20 protein-coding genes and 1 pseudogene are annotated in these 16,592 nt (G+C 42.8%); 6 read left to right on the forward strand and 15 right to left on the reverse strand.

Features of this window, described 5'->3' with window-relative positions; genetic code table 11:
- The first annotated feature begins 34 nt into the window (after positions 1-34).
- On the forward strand, positions 35-928 hold the full coding sequence (locus tag NEE14_RS05850) for a 1,4-dihydroxy-2-naphthoate polyprenyltransferase (RefSeq protein ID WP_251967151.1): 894 nt from the start codon (positions 35-37) through the stop codon (positions 926-928).
- A gap of 351 nt (positions 929-1,279) precedes the next feature.
- On the opposite strand, the gene NEE14_RS05855 is transcribed toward NEE14_RS05850, so the two are convergent.
- The 4 genes and pseudogenes from NEE14_RS05855 to NEE14_RS05870 all read right to left on the reverse strand — a co-directional run bounded on the left by NEE14_RS05855 (position 1,280) and on the right by NEE14_RS05870 (position 3,029).
- Positions 1,280-1,753, reverse strand: a complete 474-nt coding sequence (locus NEE14_RS05855) for a GNAT family N-acetyltransferase (protein WP_251967150.1) — start codon at positions 1,751-1,753, stop codon at positions 1,280-1,282.
- Positions 1,723-2,247 (reverse strand): GNAT family N-acetyltransferase, encoded by a 525-nt coding sequence (locus NEE14_RS05860; protein ID WP_251967164.1) that lies wholly within the window; start codon positions 2,245-2,247, stop codon positions 1,723-1,725. The genes NEE14_RS05855 and NEE14_RS05860 overlap by 31 nt, the downstream gene beginning before the upstream one ends.
- Positions 2,248-2,667, reverse strand: a pseudogene (locus tag NEE14_RS05865) (GNAT family N-acetyltransferase); the annotation flags it as partial.
- A gap of 14 nt (positions 2,668-2,681) precedes the next feature.
- Complete coding sequence (locus NEE14_RS05870) at positions 2,682-3,029, reverse strand: TIGR04076 family protein (RefSeq protein ID WP_251967149.1); 348 nt, start codon at positions 3,027-3,029, stop codon at positions 2,682-2,684.
- A 178-nt stretch (positions 3,030-3,207) separates the two neighbouring features.
- On the opposite strand from NEE14_RS05870, the gene NEE14_RS05875 reads away from it, so the two are divergent.
- The 3 genes from NEE14_RS05875 to NEE14_RS05885 all read left to right on the forward strand — a co-directional run bounded on the left by NEE14_RS05875 (position 3,208) and on the right by NEE14_RS05885 (position 5,671).
- On the forward strand, positions 3,208-4,455 hold the full coding sequence (locus tag NEE14_RS05875; protein ID WP_251967148.1) for a lipase family protein: 1,248 nt from the start codon (positions 3,208-3,210) through the stop codon (positions 4,453-4,455).
- 101 nt (positions 4,456-4,556) lie between these two features.
- Positions 4,557-5,072: a flavodoxin family protein gene (locus tag NEE14_RS05880; RefSeq protein WP_251967147.1), complete on the forward strand. Its 516-nt coding sequence runs from the start codon at positions 4,557-4,559 to the stop codon at positions 5,070-5,072.
- Complete coding sequence (locus NEE14_RS05885; RefSeq protein ID WP_251967146.1) at positions 5,057-5,671, forward strand: hypothetical protein; 615 nt, start codon at positions 5,057-5,059, stop codon at positions 5,669-5,671. The genes NEE14_RS05880 and NEE14_RS05885 overlap by 16 nt, the downstream gene beginning before the upstream one ends.
- An 82-nt stretch (positions 5,672-5,753) precedes the next feature.
- On the opposite strand, the gene NEE14_RS05890 is transcribed toward NEE14_RS05885, so the two are convergent.
- From NEE14_RS05890 to NEE14_RS05940, 11 genes are all read right to left on the reverse strand, one after another.
- Positions 5,754-6,230: a GNAT family N-acetyltransferase gene (locus NEE14_RS05890; protein ID WP_251967163.1), complete on the reverse strand. Its 477-nt coding sequence runs from the start codon at positions 6,228-6,230 to the stop codon at positions 5,754-5,756.
- A 79-nt stretch (positions 6,231-6,309) separates the two neighbouring features.
- Positions 6,310-7,860, reverse strand: coding sequence for an ATP-binding protein (locus tag NEE14_RS05895; RefSeq protein WP_251967145.1), 1,551 nt, complete (start codon positions 7,858-7,860; stop codon positions 6,310-6,312).
- A gap of 73 nt (positions 7,861-7,933) precedes the next feature.
- Positions 7,934-8,488 carry a helix-hairpin-helix domain-containing protein gene (locus NEE14_RS05900; protein WP_251967144.1) on the reverse strand — a complete coding sequence of 185 codons (555 nt, stop codon included), beginning with the start codon at positions 8,486-8,488 and terminating at the stop codon, positions 7,934-7,936.
- Positions 8,489-8,697: 209 nt separating this feature from the next.
- Positions 8,698-9,459, reverse strand: coding sequence for an SDR family NAD(P)-dependent oxidoreductase (locus NEE14_RS05905; RefSeq protein WP_251967143.1), 762 nt, complete (start codon positions 9,457-9,459; stop codon positions 8,698-8,700).
- An 18-nt stretch (positions 9,460-9,477) separates the two neighbouring features.
- Positions 9,478-10,383 (reverse strand): ion transporter, encoded by a 906-nt coding sequence (locus tag NEE14_RS05910; protein ID WP_251967142.1) that lies wholly within the window; start codon positions 10,381-10,383, stop codon positions 9,478-9,480.
- A 162-nt stretch (positions 10,384-10,545) separates the two neighbouring features.
- Positions 10,546-11,463: a DMT family transporter gene (locus NEE14_RS05915; RefSeq protein ID WP_251967141.1), complete on the reverse strand. Its 918-nt coding sequence runs from the start codon at positions 11,461-11,463 to the stop codon at positions 10,546-10,548.
- A 123-nt stretch (positions 11,464-11,586) separates the two neighbouring features.
- Positions 11,587-12,132, reverse strand: coding sequence for a DJ-1 family glyoxalase III (locus tag NEE14_RS05920; protein WP_251967140.1), 546 nt, complete (start codon positions 12,130-12,132; stop codon positions 11,587-11,589).
- A 12-nt stretch (positions 12,133-12,144) separates the two neighbouring features.
- Entirely contained in the window at positions 12,145-12,993 is an 849-nt protein-coding gene (locus tag NEE14_RS05925) for an energy transducer TonB family protein (protein ID WP_251967139.1), read from the reverse strand.
- Positions 12,994-13,005: 12 nt separating this feature from the next.
- On the reverse strand, positions 13,006-13,416 hold the full coding sequence (locus NEE14_RS05930) for an ExbD/TolR family protein (protein ID WP_022456078.1): 411 nt from the start codon (positions 13,414-13,416) through the stop codon (positions 13,006-13,008).
- A gap of 33 nt (positions 13,417-13,449) precedes the next feature.
- Positions 13,450-14,166: a MotA/TolQ/ExbB proton channel family protein gene (locus NEE14_RS05935; RefSeq protein WP_422394683.1), complete on the reverse strand. Its 717-nt coding sequence runs from the start codon at positions 14,164-14,166 to the stop codon at positions 13,450-13,452.
- Between the two features lie 25 nt (positions 14,167-14,191).
- On the reverse strand, positions 14,192-14,908 hold the full coding sequence (locus NEE14_RS05940) for a pyridoxine 5'-phosphate synthase (protein WP_251967138.1): 717 nt from the start codon (positions 14,906-14,908) through the stop codon (positions 14,192-14,194).
- An 84-nt stretch (positions 14,909-14,992) separates the two neighbouring features.
- On the opposite strand from NEE14_RS05940, the gene NEE14_RS05945 reads away from it, so the two are divergent.
- The gene (locus tag NEE14_RS05945; RefSeq protein WP_251967137.1) at positions 14,993-15,661 is read left to right on the forward strand and encodes a CBS domain-containing protein; all 669 of its coding nucleotides are present in this window, start codon (positions 14,993-14,995) and stop codon (positions 15,659-15,661) included.
- Positions 15,658-16,545: an NAD kinase gene (locus tag NEE14_RS05950; protein WP_251967136.1), complete on the forward strand. Its 888-nt coding sequence runs from the start codon at positions 15,658-15,660 to the stop codon at positions 16,543-16,545. Before NEE14_RS05945 ends, NEE14_RS05950 begins: the two co-directional genes overlap by 4 nt.
- The last annotated feature ends 47 nt before the right edge of the window (positions 16,546-16,592 follow it).

The raw sequence follows: 16,592 nt of genomic DNA on the forward strand, positions 1-16,592 counted from the left end.
AAATAGTTATAATTTTGTGCTCAAAATAAATGTTATGAAGAATTTATCATCTCCTGGTAAAGGAAAAGCGTGGCTGGAAGCGGCTCGTCCCCGTACGCTCCCGGCGTCTTTAAGTCCGGTATTGGTCGGAGCAGCGTTGGCTTTCCGCGACGGTTACTTCCAATGGATTCCTACCCTACTTTGTGTGTTAGTAGCCTTATTGGCACAGATAGCCAGCAATTTCGCCAATGATTATTTCGATTTCAAGAAAGGTGCCGACGGTGCCGACCGCCTCGGTCCAGAACGGGCTGTCGCCCAAGGCTGGATTCAGCCTAAAAGCATGCTGACCGGTACTTTCATCACCTTAGGGCTGGCCTGCTTTTGTGGATGTATGCTTCTTTTCTTTGCCGGCTGGGAACTGATTCCGGTAGGGATTGCCATTGCCTTGTGTGTACTTGCCTATTCTGCTGGTCCGTTTCCTTTGGCATACAACGGACTGGGCGATGTTTGTGTCCTGCTGTTTTACGGTATTATTCCCGTCTGCTTTACTTACTATGTACAAGCACTGCATTTCTCGTTGCTGTCATTGCTTCTCTCTGTTGCTGTCGGTTTATTATCAGTCAATATTCTGGTTATCAACAATTACCGGGACTATATACAGGATAAGGCAGCAAACAAACGGACGACCATTGTTATTTTCGGGCGTCGTTTCGGGCGAATTCTGTATCTGCTGAACGGAATCATTGCCCTGTTGCTGATTCTACCTTTCTTGCTGCAAGCCAGTTCTTGGATATTGGCCGCCTTCGGACTCTTCTTTGTCCTGTTCATAGCGACCTGGCAGGAAATGAGACACAAAAACGGAAAAGAGCTGAACCCGACGTTAGCCCATACAGCTCGCAATGTCTTGCTCTTCTCCATCCTGCTGTCTGTCTTTCTGATTTTATACTGAAAATAACGAGAATGTAATTCGTTTCATATTATATCTACGTATAAAATAGTGAGCTTTTAATTGTTTGACAGCTGTGATAAAGCTTTTCCATATATGTAATAAAGCTTTTTGACTAATATAGTAAAGCTTTTCGACTACTGTCAAACAATTAAAATCCTACGAGATTCGAATCAGATTCCAGGCAGAAACGAAAAACAAAATCATCTATAAGAAAAAACAACCTTTAATACCGCAGGAACTTTCCAAGTAAAATTGCCGAAAGAAGTAAGTTGTCTCAAAGTCGTTCATCGGAGAATCTCCTCAACTTGTTCCACTCCATTGAATATTTCTGATCGATTACTTAAAAACAGCTCAGGACAATCTTTTCCGGAAATAAATCATATCTGTCAAGACTTTCCCGTCTTCAATAATCGGGTGATCATAATTCTCCGTAAAGAAACCGGGAAGCGTATGCGAATAAGTAAAACCACAACTCTGATAAAAAGAAACCGTTTGTCGGCTATCGCCCGTACCCACTAGCATGGTATGTCCCGTTTGCTGATAATGGCGGCAAAGGAAATCAACCATTTGTCTTCCGATTCCCTTTCGTTGATAGGCAGGATCGACCGCCAGGTTCTTCAGTTCATAGACACCTTCTTCCTCATTCGTTACCACAGCGACGGCAATCCACGATTCTTCATCCACATACATCACAAACAGATCGCCCCGATCCAAATAACGGTCGATCATCGATTCCTGTTCGTCCGCCAAAAGAAGCAAAGAGAGGAATTGTTTTTTATTCGTTGTAACCTGTTTTATTTGCCAGTCCATTCGTCTTTCAAACATTCAAAATAATTTAAATCCATAAAGTCTCCGTTCTTGAAACAAGCCTTGCGAAGAACAGCAACTTGGCGGAAACCTACTTTTTCAAGAACACGCATGGAAGCCCTATTACCTTCGTACACTTGGGCAAACCAACGCTTTATATCTGAATTTTCCCCATATATACGCATCGCTTCCTGCAAAGCCTCGCCCATAATAGCCTGATTCCAGAAAGGTTCTGCCAACCAATACCCAACTTCGGCATTGAAGCGTTCCACATCTGTTCCCCGCATAAAACTGATATTTCCGACAGCTTCGCCAGCGATTTCAATACAGAACTCATTCCATCCCTGCTGGGCCACTGCATAATCGATAAAAGTACGAGCGTCATCTTCCGTATAAGGAAAAGGAAGACGATCCCGGCAATTATCCCAGATCTTTTTGTTGTTCAAATACCGGGCCAACGACGTTGTATCCGATTTCTGCCAGGGGCGAAGCCGAAAAGAAGTCCGCTTCATCGGCACACTGATCAATCCATGATAATTCTGCGGTCCATCCAAAGGAAGAAACCCCAAGCTTTTATAGAAAGGCACGGCATAAGTAGAAGAGTTCACCGTAATACTTCGATAAGGATGTTCTTGTATCGCAAAGGTAAACAAAGCCCGTCCAATTCCTTGCCGGTGATAATCGGGATGAATGAAAAACATCGACAGATGCTGGTCTTTTTCCCGCATCGCCAACATTCCCATCAACGCCCCGGTTTCCTCGAATGCTCCCCAAAAGGTTAGTTCCTGCAGACGGTCTTCATCATGAATGAAACTCTTAAACACGCCTAAGCCTTCTTCATCATAGTCGGCTTTTCCACAAATGAGATACACATCCAATGCCAACGAGATTGCCTGTACCTGTTCAGTTTCATGTAGTTTTCTGATCTCCATATTTAGGGCTCTCTCTAATCTTTCACTGGAGTATAATCAATTTCCGCCTCTTCATCGGTAGCTTCCAACTTAAAGATAACCGGACGCAAACCATCGTTACAACTACAGATAGCCACTCCCGGTTTACGAATCCAATCGCCATAATAGAATAACTGATTACCGGCTCCATGAGCCAAAGCGAATACATACTGATAAATAGCCTTCCAGGCTTCATCACAGAATCCTTCCGGTTTGGCATAGTCGGCATAAAAGACTTGTCCTTCCTGCAACATCGGACACTTGGTTAATCCTTCGGCACCATATTCCTTAACTAAATCTTCAATAAGAGTTTTCCTCAACACTGTAATCTTTACTTTCTTCATGACTATTCGTTTTTATTGTTTTTCTCATTCGATAATTCGTCAACCATAAATGATTGGCTTGCATCGGCTGTTCACATTCAGCTTCAGCAACTTCAGCGATTAAAGATAGGAAAGTTTTATAAGCATTTCTTATAAAATTACTATTTTTGTAAAGAGCTACCACTAATAATTTACGGAAATGACTTGGAATACGACAAACAAACTGTGGATTGTAATGTTGATGGTCTTTTTTGTTGCCTGCAGCAAAGAGGAATCTTTCGACATGCCCGAAGAGGACCAATATCTGACCAACATCATCGAAGAAAGACATATTGATAAGACAGAATTAGCGGCACAGATAACAGACTTTATCGGAGACGAAGGCATTCAACTGCCCGAAGCGCTGATCCTCGGTTTGCTGTGCGATATTGATGTGGCAGCAATCGAATATAATACGGTTGGAGTCGACGGTTCTACAGTAACGGCTTCAGGAGTAATTGCCATACCAAGTGGGACAACTTACTACAACCATTTGCTCAGCATCCAGCATGTGACATTGGATATCGACCAGGCTCCATCACGTCAGGACTTCTATTATGAGTTGATACCGGTAGTAAACGGCCACATTGTCGTCATGGCTGATTATTTAGGTTATGGTTCCAGTCAGACTTCTGACCGGCAACATCCGTACTTGCATGCCCGGCTGACCGGAACAGCTTGTGCCGATATGATCGAGGCCGCCCGCCAATATTTGCAGCAGAAGGGAATTAAGGAAGAGACTGACAGCCTCGAACTGATAGGTTATTCGCAAGGCGGACAGGCAACCATCGCTACCGTGCTCGAACTCGAACGGCGCGGCAATGGGAACAGCATCCGCGCTGTCCATGCTGGTGGAGGAGCTTACGACTTGGAAATGACCTTGCAAACCTTCATCTCTCCTACCGATGCTCCAGATTCCTATTCACGGACCGGCTACGCGCCTTACCTGATACGTGGCATGGCATATGGCGAGCAACTAGATGTACGGGATGAGAATTTATACGCGCCGGAAGTAATCAGCAACGGGCTGAACGAACTATTCTCTACTCGTCCGCTTTCGGAATGGCATCAGGCATTAGGCACCGATATAACCCACGTACTACATCCCGACTTCTTTGCGCCACCGTCCTTCAATGGCAATGCGGATGTTTTAGCCATCGTCGAAGCCCTACGTAAGAACTCTCTCTTAAATGCTTCGCCTCAACCACAGGCATACATCCATCTATATCATTCACCAAAAGATGAACAAGTGCCTTACTCTAACTCAGTAAATGCGCATGCAGCCTGGCCTGCCACCAGTCTGACTGATTTAGAGATGCCTAAACATGCTACCTGCGGAGTTGAATTTATCATGCGGTACATGGGATTATGGGAAATCTTCGGGCCATTGATATTGGCTGGCCAATAAGTTCTGAAGCTATCGACTTCACACAAGAAGATATTTATCTTTAAGAATAAACAAATCCGGCCCAAAATCTGTTTTCCCTACAAACAATAGAATAACAAACTATGAAATTAATCATGAGTGACAAGCCGCTGAATATATCTATTCAGCACACCGACGAGATCAAGCACATCGATCTTTCGTCTCTGACTATTGCCAACTGCATGGGATGTTTCGGATGTTGGACCAAAACCCCGGGACGATGTGTTATCCGCGATGATGCCACCCAAGTATATCCTTACATTGCGCAAAGCAATGCAGTTTTATACATCAGTCGCTTGAAATACGGCGGATACGACACCATTATGAAAACGATGTTAGAACGGGCTATTCCGGTTCAACAGGCATTTATTCGGATTCACCAAGGTGAAACGCACCATGTACAACGGGCTGTAAAGGCCAAACAAGCTACGATCATTGCCTATGGCGATATTTCAAACGAAGAAAAAGGCATCTTCAGACAACTGATTGCCCGGAATGCTCATAATATGAGCTTCACCAGCTATGAAATCATTTTTGTAACAGAAGCCATGCTTGACAGCATGGTTAAAACCGTACTTGAAAAATGGGAAAAATCTTAATCATAAACGGTAGTCCCCGAGCTCCGAAATCCAATTCCAAACGCTATGCTGAGATTTTTAGCCGGTATTATCCGGAAGAAACAATCTACAAGCATATAACAATCAAGAATCATCAGGAACTTTGTCAAGCCATGCATGAATTTCAGGATGTACTTTTCGTCTTTCCGCTTTATGCAGATGCGCTTCCGGTTGGATTTCTTCACTTCCTGAAGACCTTGGAAGCCAATCCGCCTTCCCGGAAACCGGTTATTTCCATCTTGATCAACTGTGGATTTTTGGAATACCAGCAAAATCATGTTGCCATTCAAATGATGCGATTCTTTTGCCGGCAAAACCAATATACCATCGGCTCCATTTTGATGTTAGGCAGCGGAGAAGCTATTTTAAATACACCCTTTAAATATATCGCTACTCGAAACATCAAACAACTGGCTTATTCAATAGCCAACCAGAAATATCAGATTATAAAGGCAACGATGCCTTTACCCAAGAAGTTATTCCAATGGGCAGCCGATATTTACTGGACACGTTATGGCAAACGATTCGGAACAAGCAAGAAACAAATGCAAACGATGGAAATAGAAGGAATGCGAGAATGAGTAGGCAGGGAACAGATAAAGTCATTTTCTTTGTTTGTTCCTTTTGTCTTTTTTATAACTACCATTTTATTCTGAATCCTTTCTAAAATTCTTTCACCATGATGTATTCTTCTGTTGTCTCCCTCACCACATCAAATCCTAATTTTCGATACCATGTTACTGCATAATTTTCTTTCTGGACAGAGAGCGAAACTTTCGGATAACCTTTACCTTCTAAAGCAGTAAGCATGGTTTTCATCAATAAAGTTCCAATACCTTTACCCCTGTATGGTTCATATAAGGATATGGCAAGAGACGGAGTATGATTGTCAATATGGCCATAATCATTCATTATTCGAGTCCATACAGCGCCAATTATCTGATTATCCTGCTCTGCAACGAAACATAAATCGTCTTTCCTATCACCAAAGTCCTTAATATAAACTTGCAATTCAGGTAAGTCCACCACACTGCGGGGCGGCGGCACCACTCCTTCCGGCACATAGATGGCTTCGTAGAGGAAATCGCGCAACAGAGGCGTTTCGTTTACTTGTAAAGAACGAATGACAAAAGATGGCATCTCTACTTGAAGTTTAATCTTGAGAACTGATTCATCATAATAAGCATCACAATTCATTGCTTAAAGCTATTAAAGTCCTTTACTCCACCACCCACCGCTCGATATTGCGTGTCTCGTTGCTAAAGTTCACGCCAATCTTATAAAGCGTGCGTGGATCGGCGGCGAAGGGAGTGGCATAATTCTTGGCATTGATTTGTGCCAACGCCTCCTCTGCCGTTCCCTGGAATTTGAATTCCATTACGTAGATATAGTCGGAAGTCTTCACCACAAGATCAATACGCCCTTGTGAAGTATGATATTCCGCCTCGGTGTAAAAACCTAATAACTTAAAGACAATAAAAAGTACATTCTGGTAGTGCAATTCCTGTTCACGGATAAGCTCGTAAGGCGTATCGGCCAGGAAACTTCGTAAACGCACCATAAAGTCGTCGACACGACCTTTCTCTACTTCTTCCACAAATTTCCTAATTTGGAAAGCAGAATTACCATCACTCAGATTCACATACGTCGGAACTAAAAAGTCAATAAAACCTTGTTCCACCTCCTCGTTCGGGAAACCCAACGTATAAATGCGGAAACGAGAGTCGTAATCTTTAATTGTCAAATAGCCACTTTGGAACAATAATGGGATAGGATTCTTCTGTATATTCTCCAAACCTGTCAGATTATCGGCAGAAGCTTCTACGTTTCCATCCAAGTTACTCAAATTGTAATGGTTCTGTTGCAAGAGCTTCACCAGGATCGTAGGCGTACCGGTACTGAACCAATAATTATCCGGCGACATCCGGTAGAAGGTATTCAGCAGACTAAAAGGATTGTAGATTCCTTCACCGTCGGGAACGAAATGATATCCGTCAAACTTATTGCGTAAGAGCGTACAAGCATCCTCGAAACTGATCTTCTGTCGCTGTGCCAATTCTTGAATATCTTCCTCAAAATTGGGTAAAAGTTCGGATTCGGTAATTCCACACATCGTAGCATACTGCGGATCCATCGTTACATCATTCAGGTTATTCAAGTCGCTGAAGATACTCACTCGGCTGAAACGCGTCACACCTGTCAGCAACGCAAAGCGGATATAGCCGTCGCACGATTTCAAATTGCCATAGAAGGCCTTCAGAATATTACGATATTCATCCTGCAACTCTTCATTACCTAAAGCCTGAATAAGAGGTTTGTCGTATTCATCAATGAGAATTGCCACATTCTGACCCGTCTGTTTGGCAGCACGACGGATAACACCTCCAAAACGAAGGGATAATGAATTACCTCCCGGATCACGACCGTACTGTTCTTCCCAACGCGTTAAGTAACCATCCAGAATATCTTCCAAGCTTTTACGAGAGTTATATTCCTGGCTATTAAGATCGATATGCAAAACCGGACGCTCAATCCAGTCTTTTTCCAACTCATCCATCGCAAGCCCTTTGAAAAGTTCTTTTTTACCCTCAAAGTATGCTTCCAATGTAGAAATCATCAGACTCTTACCAAAGCGGCGCGGACGGCCGAAGAAATAATAACTACCGGTACTAACCAGACGATGAAGCAGTGCCGTCTTGTCCACATAAACATATCCGCCCGTACGGATCTTCTTGAAGTCTTGTATGCCAACTGGATATAATTTTGCCATAATCGTGGATTATTAACTATCTTCCTCTTGCGAAGATAGTATTTTTCAGACAGAAGCGCAAAGGATAAGGCTTTTATTCCTTCCAGGCCTTTAACCTTTCCAACATTCGTCGTAAATTAGCTTCATTCTCTTCGTCCGATATTGTCGGATCTTTCATGAAACGAGCACAAGGCAACTCCGGACATCCACCGCAATTCTGTTTCTTTTTGTCCCGGCAACATTGATAAATGGGACAAACATCATCTCCTGTATAAGGCAACCAAAAAGCTTTTCCCCGAATCTTTCGGCAACCGGCACAAGCCGAAGGATAATAGTTACATTCTGTACATACAGCCCCACAAGGCGATGGATTCACAAAATCATCTTTCCATAACCACCATTTGCACTTGGCAGGATCAGGATTGTCAGTATTCACAAAATATACTACAACCCGATAAAGATAAAGTTGACAACGGTCAATAGCACAACCTCGCAGACGACATTCCTCCGCATAAAGTTCTTCTGCCCGTTTACCTTTCAAAGAGTCTATCGTCGTGTAACCCATCGCGATCAAATCCCGTTGGGTCTGAACGCCTACGTTCGGTATTCTTCGTAGTTCATGCTGCTTTGTTCCTTCTTTTTTTGCCATTTGCATTATCTCCTTTCTTTTTCATATACAAGTCTTGGTGCCCCGAAAGTAGTTACGACTACCAACAGCCATAAATTACCTGTCATGGGATTGTAGGCAGACAATAATCTTGGTCGGTCAAGAACATACTGCCTCAACCCGCCGTTCAGGATGGCGACGGGTATGAAGCAAAGCCAGACAAGCAGAGAACGAATCACATGCATCTCTGCTTATTTTTGCCGATAGCACACAGTTCCTGTAGCCTGATAAGTAGGCATCACCAAGACTTCGGCTATTTGCACGTGTGCCGGAGCCGAAGCGGCATAATAAACAACATCGGCTATATCATCACCTGTCAACGGACGGATGCCATCATACACAGCATCAGCTTTCTGCTTATCACCCCGGAAACGGATAACAGAGAAGTTCGTTTCTACCATGCCCGGCTTGATATTGGTCACACGCACAGGTGTATCAACCAAATCAATCCGCAATCCGTCGGATAAAGCTTTCACAGCAGCCTTAGTTGCACAATACACACTACCACCGGCATAAGCAGCATCACCCGCAATGGAACCGATATTGATTACATGACCGCAACCCCGTTCTACCATTCCGGGTACTATCATCCGCGTCATGGCCAATAAAGCTTTGATATTGGTATCTATCACGACATCCCATTCGTCTAAAGAGCCTTCGTATTCCTTATCCATGCCAATTACCAGTCCGGCGTTGTTGATCAGCACATCAATATGCTTCCATTTACCTTCCAGCGAATCGACGGCCTGCCGCATCGCCTGCCGGTCTCGCACGTCGAAAGGCAATGTCAAAACGTCCACTCCTTGTGCTGTCAGTTCCTGTTTCAAGGCTTCCAGCTTTTCGGTATTCCGTCCGTTCAATATCAGGTTGCTTCCCATTGAAGCAAACTTACGGGCACAACCTTCACCAATTCCGCTTGTTGCACCCGTGATAAAAATCAGTTTTCCTTTCATATTCAGTATTCTTTATATTTATGATTCCTGTTCTTTCCGCACATCAGCCTCTTTTACCTCCGTTTTTTCACGCCGGAGTCTGGCCCCGCAGTATTTACAATAGAGAGATTCCGGCTCATGTCCGTCACGATGACAGCGCGGACAGCGACGTTTTTCCAAAGCCTTATGCTGCCGGACCATGGTAGCTGATACAATACCTGTCGGGACTGCAATAATCGTATAACCTATCAGCATAATCACTGCCGAGAAAAACCGTCCGATTGGTGTTACCGGCGTAATATCTCCATATCCGACAGTTGTCATCGTTACTATCGCCCAATAAATACTGTTAGGAATATTATTGAATTCACTATCAGGGTGCGTTCCTTCTATCATATACATGATCGTTCCCATTGAAGTGACAAGAATCAGAACAAAGAAGAAAAAGATAGAAATCTTGGGTGCACTGATCCATAAAGAACGCAATAGCAAATTACCTTCGTGAATAAACTTAAAGAGTTTGAAAATACGGAAGATCCGAATCAGGCGAAAAGCCCGAATGACCAACAGATAATGAGAACCGTGTAAAAAGAAGCTCAAGTAAACCGGTAAAGTCGCCAGTAAATCAACAATACCGAAAAAGCTGAATATATATTTAAACGGCTGCTTCAGACAATAAATACGGGCCAAATACTCAACAGTAAAAAACAAAGTCAGCAAATATTCCAGCACACGCAAAACGACATAGGCCGAATACGGAAAAAAATGCATGCTCTCCAAGATCACAAGCAATATACTCAGAATAATACTTCCGATCAGCACAATATCAAACAGCTTTCCTTTCGGAGTATCTGATTCGAAAACAATAGAATAAATCTTCTCCTTCAAGGCTTCATTATGCAGAAAGCTCACCCACCGTTGACGAAGTTTTACCAAATAATTCATCTCATTTCCTTTCTATTAAGTGAGGTAAAGATACTACAAAACTCCCGAAAACCAAAAACGAAACTCACGGGAAACATTTTTGATTCTCGTGAGTTTCATTTTCAAATAAACCAGTCATGGCATCAAACCCGGTATATTTCAAATAAACAGATACATTCGCAATTAAGCATGGCGGGGACGGATTTTCCGGACAACAGTCGACAACGTCTTTTGAATTGTCTTGGAAAGGATTATCAAGGTAACAGCCGTAATAATAAATAAAATACCCAATCTGGATTGCCAGGTAAATTCTTCCTGGAAGACAAAGGCACCGATACAAACGGCGGTTACCGGCTCCATAGCACCTAATACGGAAGTCAAGGTCCCTCCTATATGATGAACGGCCAATACCAAAGTGATATTCGAAATCACAGTCGGGACAACAGCCAGCAAGAACAAATTAACCCACGACAGATTGTCCGGAACAGATTGAATGCCTTCGTTTGTCAACGCTTTGACAGCAAAAAGCAACGTGCTGACGATAAAGACAAAAAAGGCCAATTTTCGTCCATTCATCGAATGTACACGCGACTTGTTTACGACAATAATATAAGAAGCATACGACACGGCAGAAAGGATAACGATGAATATACCCAGCGGATCAAACGACAGTTCATCCCCTTTGATCGATAATTTAGCGACTCCTGCAACAGCCAGCAAAATTGCCATCCATGTAATCCACGTAGCTCTTTCCCGAAAGAAAATAAACATGAATAAGGTTACAAATATGGGATACGTAAAATGAATGGTGGTAGCCACTCCGGCTCCCATAAAATTATATCCCCAAAATAGGAACATGGCAGAGCCGGTATAGAGGAAACCCAACAGAATCAAGACAGGAATATCCTTCAGCTGAATCCGAAAAGACTCTTTCTTTATCAGCATCATGAAGCCAAGTGCCATCGTTGCCAAAAGGAAACGATAAAACAGGATGGAATCAAATATTAATCCTTTCGCCATCAATGGCAACGTAAATAACGGAATAAGTCCGAATGTTACGGAAGTAGCTATTCCGTAAAAGAAACCTTTCAAATTGTTCATGACTTTACTCTTCAACCAATGAGCGGCAAATTTCTGAAAAAACGATCTTTTCCCCAAAGCTCTGGGACAAAAAAAATCCCGGGAGACAAAATCTCTCCGGGATCAAATATTTATACGAAACAACTATAACAACATTCCAGCAGCAACTTCTTCGGCAACAGCCTCACTCTTAATGGCTGCAACCAAAGCCAATCCAAATTTAAATACCAACGACGGACCTTTTCCGGTGATGACATTTCCATCGACTTCCACATCAGCTCCACGAGTCTCTGCTCCAATCAGATGTTCTTCAAAGCCCGGATAACAAGTAGCTTTCCGTCCTTTCAGCAATCCTAATCCGCCTAAAACCATCGGAGCCGCACAAATAGCTGCTACAATACCTCCTTCACGATACTGCTGCAATAATGCTTCTTTCAACGGAACACAAGCATTCAAATTGGTTGCACCTGGTAGTCCACCCGGCAATATCAAGGCAGAAGCATTTGCCAGTGGAGCTTCTTCCAGCAGATAATCTGCTTCAACGGTTATCTGATGAGAACCTGTTACAGCCTTTTCTCCCGTAATGGAAACAGTGGCAGCCTGAATGCCTGCCCGACGTAACACATCCACAGTTCCTAAAGCTTCTGTCTCTTCAAAACCAGAAGCTAAAAATACAAATGCACATTTCATCTTCTTGTCAATTTATTTAAGTTTATATACGTAGGTAATTGTACCACTTTGATTATTGGCTCCACTGATACTGTTGAAAGTAGCCCGCTTTGCCGCTTCAAGAGCGCTTTTCCTCATCGAAGCATTATCAATGTTTGTACCTCGACCTATCTCTGCAAATATAACTTTTCCTTTTGGATTAACAGTTATATTAATTACAATTTTTCCTTCTTCCTGGATCGTATAAGCAGGACGCGGCAGACCTCCGGCACCGATCGAACGGCCATTCAAATTGAAGGATCCATATCCGCCGATACCTTCATTTTCTCCATGATCGGAGTTTCCAAACGGACTTCCCTGATTACCTGTACCGGTTTCAGCATCACCCTGGTTATTTCCTTCGGCACTACCAATACCAAACGCACCTGCCACCTTATTACTGATGGCTTCGGCCTTCTTACGCTGTTCTTCGGCAATACGCTTGGCCTCGGCTTCTTTCTGCTGACGGATACGTTCTTTTTCTTCGGCTTCTTTCCGTTTCTTCTCTTCTTCTGCTTTCTTCCGCTTCTCCTCCTTTTTCTTCTTGTCATCTAAAGAAACACTCTCCTCCAAATCCTGCGTCAACAAATCTTCTTTAGGTGTTTCCACTTTCGGAGTGGGCGTTGGAGGAGGCGGAGTTGTAGTTTCTTGCGGAAGTTGCTGTCCTGTATATTGCGGCTCGAAAGTTCCGGCAGAAGAATCAACGTTTCCAAAGTTAACCAAAACGCCTCCGTCTTCCTCAGGAACGACCGTCTTCAAGACAGTAAACCAGAGAATCAGAAAAATGACCGCATGGAAAGCCAACGATCCGATTGCTCCATATATGTCATCTTTATTAAACATATCCAAATCCGATTATTTCTGCGGTCTGGTAGCAAGTACCATTTTGAATTTATTCTCGTTTGCAATATTCAGAATCTTAACAATTTCTTTATAAGGAACTGTTTCGTCTGCATACAAAGCCACATACATTTCCGGCTCTTTGGCATAGCAGTCCTGTAAGAAAGGCGTAATCTCCTGGAAAGAAACCTGCACTTCCTTCTGTTTGCCGAATGCCACATAATAATTCAACGAAGCATCGATGGTAACACGAGTTAATGGTTTAGCAGCCGTTTGCTTTTGTGCTTGCGGCAGAGTTACCTTGATTGCATTCGGAATTACGACCGTCGATGTCACCATAAAGAAGATCAACAGCAGGAAAATCACATCCGTCATGGATGCCATGCTGAAGGCCTCCGATACTTTGGTTCTTCTTTTTAATCCCATAGCCAATCAAATTAAATACGGACGAACTTGACGTTAATTGGCAGGTTCATTCAACAAGTCCATAAATTCCATCGTGCGGGCTTCCATCTTATTGACTACATTGTCAACCTGCGATACCAGATAGTTGTATGCAAACAAAGCAATAATACCCACAACCAATCCACCTACAGTTGTTACCAAGGCTTCATAAATACCACTCGATAATAGAGAGACATCTACATTCGTACCCGCATTTGCCATATCAAAGAAGGCACGAACCATACCGGTTACAGTTCCTAAGAAGCCTAACATAGGAGCACCTGCTGCTGTCGTTGCAATTACTGGGAATCCTTTTTCCAACTTGGCAACTTCCAGGTTACCTACATTTTCAATAGCAACCAGTACATCATTCATCGGACGTCCCAAACGAGTAATACCCTTCTCGATCATACGAGCAGAAGGAGTATTCGTCGAACGGCATAAATTCAAGGCTGATTCTACCTTGCCTTCATGTATATAATCCTTGATGCGATTCATAAAGTTTTCATCTTCCTTACCGGCCCGTTTAATAACCAGAAAACGCTGGATAAAAATATAGATAGCCAGTAACGACAATAACAACAACACGACCATAATCCACCCTCCTTTGAAAGCCAGATCAATGATATTTATCTGAGCTTCCGTCGGAACTGTTGTTTCTGCCACCTGTGTCAAATCAGGCATCTGATCAGCAGCCTGAGCGGCTGACTGCAATAAAAGAAATAGACTCATCGTTTAAATAGGTTTTTATTAATATTTATTGTTCCAGACAAGCTTTATATTGTTTGATAGTTTCTTGCAACCCCAAGTACAATGCATCGCAAATCAAAGCGTGACCAATGGATACTTCATCCAAAAAAGGAATATTCTTACTGAAAAATGCCAGATTCACCAAACTTAAATCATGACCGGCGTTTACTCCCAATCCTAAATTTTTGGCAAAACGAGCAGCTTCTACAAATGGAGCAACCGCAGCTTCCTTGTCTGACGGATAAAGAGAAGCATAAGGTTCCGTATACAATTCAATCCGGTCGGTTCCCGTCTTAGCAGCCCATTCAATATTCTCCAGCTCCGTACCCACAAATATAGAAGTCCGAATACCATGACCCGTCAACCGCTCTACCAAATCTGTCAGGAACGAAAAATTATCTTTTACGTTCCAACCGGCATTGGAAGTAATCGCATCAGGAGCATCAGGCACCAATGTAACCTGCGTAGGTTTTACCTTCAATACCAGATCAATGAATTTATCACACGGATATCCTTCAATGTTAAACTCCGTCCTGATCAACGGCTTTAAGCCGTACACATCACTGTAGCGTATATGACGTTCATCCGGACGAGGATGAACCGTTATACCTTGTGCACCGAATGCTTCTGCATCCTGGGCAAACTTCAGCACATCCGGCATATTACCTCCACGGGCATTGCGGATTGTTGCTACTTTGTTAATGTTTACACTTAAATTTGTCATCGTATATCATTAAATCTTTTTCTTTGATTACTTTTGTACCTAGTAATTTGCAAAATTAGCAGTATTTAGGAAATAAGCAGACAAATGTTGGTGAAAGATTTCATAACAAAGGAAATCCCCGTGTTAAAAAGTTTTGATACGGGAGACTATGCATTGACCCTGATGGATGATTACAAATTAAAGCATTTACCGGTGGTTTCTGATGATTCCTTCTACTATAAAGGAATCATTTCAGAGAAAGAATTGCTTTCATATTCGGATTTATCCGTAAATATCGGGAATATATATTTAGCAGAATCGCCGTCAGTAAGGCTTGAAACTCATTTATTAGAAGTACTGGCTCTGATTACCCGGAATAAGCTAAGCCTTCTTCCAGTCATATCAGATCAAGATATATACGAAGGAGTTGTGACTCGGGAACGCCTTGTTGACGTATGCGCTGATTTCTGTCAGGCAGATGCTCCAGGAAGTACAATCATACTGGAAGTCAGCCCTACCGATTATTCGGTAACGGATATTGCCCGCATCATAGAATCAAATAATGCACATATACTATCCTTGCAAACCCATCCGGAAGACACCAACGGACAGCTTCTAATCACCCTGAAAATTGATGCAGAAGATGCTTCGGCCGTTATCCGGAGCTTTGAGCGTTTTAATTATACGGTCGTATGGCATTTTATGGAAAATGGAATGGTAGATGATATTTTCCAACAACGAATGAATGAATTAATACATTACATGAATATATGAAAGTAGGAATTTTCGGTAGTCAATATCAGCAGGAAAAACAGAGTATCATCCGGCGTGTATTCAGCAAACTGGCTTCATTAGAGGCTGAAGTATATGTGGATACGATTTTTCATGATTACTTGCTGGATGCTTTTGGATTCGAACCCTGTGTTGCCGGACTTATTTCGGGCGACATATTCGACCTGGATGTGGCTATCAGTCTTGGTGGCGATGGAACATTTCTCCGAACGGCAGCTAGAGTCAATCGCCAGAATATTCCCATTTTAGGGATTAACACCGGCAGGCTCGGTTTTCTGGCGGATATAGGTAGTACAGAAGTAGAAGACACTCTCGAAGAACTTTTCAAGCATTATTATAAAGTAGAAGAACGTTTCTTGCTTCGGCTGGAAACAGAGAGTCGTGCCTATAAAGGCTACAATTATGCACTAAACGAAATAGCCGTGTTAAAACGTGACACCTCATCCATGATCACGATCCACACATCCCTGAATGGAGAATACCTAACTTCCTATCAGGCCGACGGATTAGTTATTGCGACTCCAACGGGTTCAACGGCATATTCCATGAGTGTTAATGGTCCGATCATTCTTCCTCAAGATAACAGTATCGTATTGAGCCCGGTTGCTCCTCATTCCTTAAACGTACGTCCTTTGGTGATTCCAGATGACTTTGAAATCACGTTGGGTGTTGAAAGCAGGAATCGGACATTCCTCATTTCGTTAGACGGAAGATCAGAAATATTTCCTACAGGTATCCAACTAAAGGTAAGCAAAGCTGATTATACAACCAAAGTCATTAAACGATACAATCATACTTTTTACCAGACGCTTCGAGAAAAACTGATGTGGGGAGCGGATGTCCGTATGAATAAGAAACTTAAATAACAAAGAATTGTAGTTAGTAGAATATCCACTACTAACTACGGTTCTTA

Source organism: Parabacteroides sp. AD58 (genome assembly GCF_023744375.2).
Lineage (GTDB): Bacteria > Bacteroidota > Bacteroidia > Bacteroidales > Tannerellaceae > Parabacteroides > Parabacteroides absconsus.

Coding starts and splice junctions, on each gene's coding strand:
- NEE14_RS05945 (WP_251967137.1), top strand. CDS start 14,993: ATGTTGGTGAAAGATTTCATAACAAAGGAAATCCCCGTGTTAAAAAGT.
- NEE14_RS05855 (WP_251967150.1), bottom strand. CDS start 1,753: ATGTTTGAAAGACGAATGGACTGGCAAATAAAACAGGTTACAACGAAT.
- NEE14_RS05950 (WP_251967136.1), top strand. CDS start 15,658: ATGAAAGTAGGAATTTTCGGTAGTCAATATCAGCAGGAAAAACAGAGT.
- NEE14_RS05905 (WP_251967143.1), bottom strand. CDS start 9,459: ATGAAAGGAAAACTGATTTTTATCACGGGTGCAACAAGCGGAATTGGT.
- NEE14_RS05850 (WP_251967151.1), top strand. CDS start 35: ATGAAGAATTTATCATCTCCTGGTAAAGGAAAAGCGTGGCTGGAAGCG.
- NEE14_RS05900 (WP_251967144.1), bottom strand. CDS start 8,488: ATGGCAAAAAAAGAAGGAACAAAGCAGCATGAACTACGAAGAATACCG.
- NEE14_RS05910 (WP_251967142.1), bottom strand. CDS start 10,383: ATGAATTATTTGGTAAAACTTCGTCAACGGTGGGTGAGCTTTCTGCAT.
- NEE14_RS05880 (WP_251967147.1), top strand. CDS start 4,557: ATGAAATTAATCATGAGTGACAAGCCGCTGAATATATCTATTCAGCAC.
- NEE14_RS05870 (WP_251967149.1), bottom strand. CDS start 3,029: ATGAAGAAAGTAAAGATTACAGTGTTGAGGAAAACTCTTATTGAAGAT.
- NEE14_RS05925 (WP_251967139.1), bottom strand. CDS start 12,993: ATGTTTAATAAAGATGACATATATGGAGCAATCGGATCGTTGGCTTTC.
- NEE14_RS05920 (WP_251967140.1), bottom strand. CDS start 12,132: ATGAAATGTGCATTTGTATTTTTAGCTTCTGGTTTTGAAGAGACAGAA.
- NEE14_RS05895 (WP_251967145.1), bottom strand. CDS start 7,860: ATGGCAAAATTATATCCAGTTGGCATACAAGACTTCAAGAAGATCCGT.
- NEE14_RS05930 (WP_022456078.1), bottom strand. CDS start 13,416: ATGGGATTAAAAAGAAGAACCAAAGTATCGGAGGCCTTCAGCATGGCA.
- NEE14_RS05860 (WP_251967164.1), bottom strand. CDS start 2,247: ATGAAGCGGACTTCTTTTCGGCTTCGCCCCTGGCAGAAATCGGATACA.
- NEE14_RS05890 (WP_251967163.1), bottom strand. CDS start 6,230: ATGCCATCTTTTGTCATTCGTTCTTTACAAGTAAACGAAACGCCTCTG.
- NEE14_RS05940 (WP_251967138.1), bottom strand. CDS start 14,908: ATGACAAATTTAAGTGTAAACATTAACAAAGTAGCAACAATCCGCAAT.
- NEE14_RS05935 (WP_422394683.1), bottom strand. CDS start 14,166: ATGAGTCTATTTCTTTTATTGCAGTCAGCCGCTCAGGCTGCTGATCAG.
- NEE14_RS05885 (WP_251967146.1), top strand. CDS start 5,057: ATGGGAAAAATCTTAATCATAAACGGTAGTCCCCGAGCTCCGAAATCC.
- NEE14_RS05915 (WP_251967141.1), bottom strand. CDS start 11,463: ATGAACAATTTGAAAGGTTTCTTTTACGGAATAGCTACTTCCGTAACA.
- NEE14_RS05875 (WP_251967148.1), top strand. CDS start 3,208: ATGACTTGGAATACGACAAACAAACTGTGGATTGTAATGTTGATGGTC.